Below are 2,373 nucleotides of genomic sequence, written 5' to 3'. Positions count from 1 at the left end.
ACGTTCCGGGTTTGGAATGAACTCGTCCTTCACCGGCGGTTTCGCCAGAACGACCGCCGGGTCGCCGCCTGCCGCGAGCCAGCCGAGACGCGCTGCGCCCAACGCCGCGCCCGTCTCGCCGCCGCCGTGCGTGCGAGTGCGGGTGTTGAGGGCATCGGCCAATAACTGGCCCCAGTACTTGCTGCGCGCACCGCCGCCCAAGAGCGACAACGCGTGTACTTCCGTGCCGGCGGCCTGCAAGGCGTCGAGGCCATCGGTCAACGCCAGCGTCACGCCTTCGAGCACCGCGTAGCCGAGCAGCGCGCGATCGGTTGCGTGCGTCATGCCGAAGAACACGCCCTGTGCATAAGGGTCATTGTGCGGCGTGCGTTCGCCGCTGAGATACGGCAGGAACAGCGGCGCGATCTCGAGCGCAGCCGGATCGAGCGCTTCGATTTCGGCGAGCAGCGTGGGTTCGTCGGTAGAGGTCAGTTTGCAGACCCAGCGCAAGCAACTCGCCGCCGACAACACCACGCTCATCTGATGCCATCTGTCGGGAATGGCGTGGCAGAACGCGTGCACGGCGGACGCCGGATTCGGCCTGAAGCGATCGCCCACCACGCACAGCACGCCCGATGTTCCAAGCGACAGGAAGCCATCGCCCGGTTCTGTCGCGCCGATACCCACTGCGCTCGCCGCGTTATCGCCACCGCCTGCCGCGACGATCACGCCATCGCGCAGACCGAGTTCGCGTGCGAGTTCCGGCAGCAACGTGCCCGACGGTTCGCTGCCTTCGGCAAGCGCCGGCATCTGCGCGCGCGTCATGCTGCATGCGGCGAGCAGTTCGTCGGACCAGTCGCGGCGTGCGACATCGAGCCACAACGTGCCCGCTGCATCCGATGGATCGGACACTTTCGTGCCCGTCAGATGCAGGCGCAGATAATCTTTCGGCAACAACACGCAAGCCGTCCGGTTGAAGATATCCGGCTCGTTATGTTTCACCCAAAGCAGTTTGGGCGCGGTGAAGCCGGGCATCGCGAGATTGCCGGCAATGCGATGCAACTCCGTCGCGGTTTGCGTGAGTTCGTCGCATTCCTTGTCACTGCGCATGTCGTTCCAGAGAATCGCCGGACGCAGCACGCGATCTTCGGAATCGAGCAGCACCGCGCCGTGCATCTGTCCCGACAAACCGATACCGCGAATCTGCGCGAACTCTTGCGGGAATTTGTCGCGCAAGGCGAAGAGTGCAGCGCGCGTGCCGTCCCACCAGTCGAGCGGATTCTGCTCCGACCAGCGGGGTTTCGGACGCGATACGGTGAACGGCGTACCCGCCGTGCCGATGACGCTGCCATCGCTTGCAAGCAGCAGGACTTTTACTTCGGAGGTGCCGAGATCGATGCCTAAATACATGGACGAACCCTTGATGAAGGCTTGAAGCGGAGAAAACCGGAGGCGCTAATGTAGCGCCGCTGCCGGCGTTACGCCATTGGCATAACACCGGACGGCGGTCACGAGATGTGGGAGGCTCAGCCGCGCTTGGCGAGCCAGGCATCGACGCGGCCAAGCGCTGCGCGCAGCACGCGTTCAAGATCGGCGCTTTGCGCGAGGCTGCCCCAAAGCAGCTTGTCCGCGACGAAAGCCTTCACCGGATCGGCGGCTTCGAAGAAAGCATGCGCGGTCGCCGCGTCCATCACGCCGTCCTGATACGCGTACGGCAGCTTGCCTTCGTGCCAGCGTTCGAGGAAACGGAAGAACAGCGCGGGAAGCATGGCGGTCGCGTCCGGATCGGCCTTGCGCGCGAAACATTCACGCAACGTCGGCGCGATAAAACCCGGGATCTTCGAAAAGCCGTCGGCGGCTACGCGCTGGTTCGTGTCCTGGATAAACGGATTGACGAAGCGGTCCAGCACGACATCGCGATATTTCGCCAGGTCGATGGGGCTCGGCGACAAGCTCGGAATCACGTCCTGGGTGACGTAGTCATCGGCGATTGCGCGGATTTCCGCGTCCTGCGTGCCTTCATGAATGTACTGGTAACCAACGAGCGTCCCCGCCCACGCAATGCAGCTGTGCGTGGCGTTGAGGATGCGGATCTTGGCTTCCTCGTAGGGATGCACCGAATCGACCATTTCCGCGCCGACCTTTTCCCATGCAGGACGACCGGCAATGAACGCGTCCTCGATCACCCACTGGATGAACGCTTCGCCCATGACCGGGGCTTTGTCGTCAAAACCAGTTGCGGCCAGCACGCGCTCGCGGACATCGGGCGTGGGACGCGGCGTGATGCGATCGACCATCGCGTTCGGGCATGAGGTGTTTGCGATCATCCAGTCGCGCAGCGCAGTTTCGCCGCGCAACTGCAGGAATTCGAGCATGCCGGCCTTGAACCGGTCA

General features: G+C 63.7%; 1 protein-coding gene and 1 pseudogene. Both read right to left on the bottom strand.

All coding sequences use genetic code 11. The features are described from left to right. Positions 1 to 1,389 (bottom strand): xylulokinase (xylB, locus tag ACFFAR_RS30995; RefSeq protein ID WP_375509203.1); only part of this gene is annotated, 1,389 nt, incomplete at its 3' end. A gap of 116 nt (positions 1,390 to 1,505) precedes the next feature. Further along, positions 1,506 to 2,373: pseudogene (locus tag ACFFAR_RS30990) on the bottom strand (mannitol dehydrogenase family protein); the annotation flags it as partial.

Origin of the sequence: uncultured Caballeronia sp. (assembly GCF_964243625.1) — a bacterium.
Lineage (GTDB): Bacteria > Pseudomonadota > Gammaproteobacteria > Burkholderiales > Burkholderiaceae > Caballeronia.
This window is presented reverse-complemented; position numbering and strand designations above follow the sequence as displayed.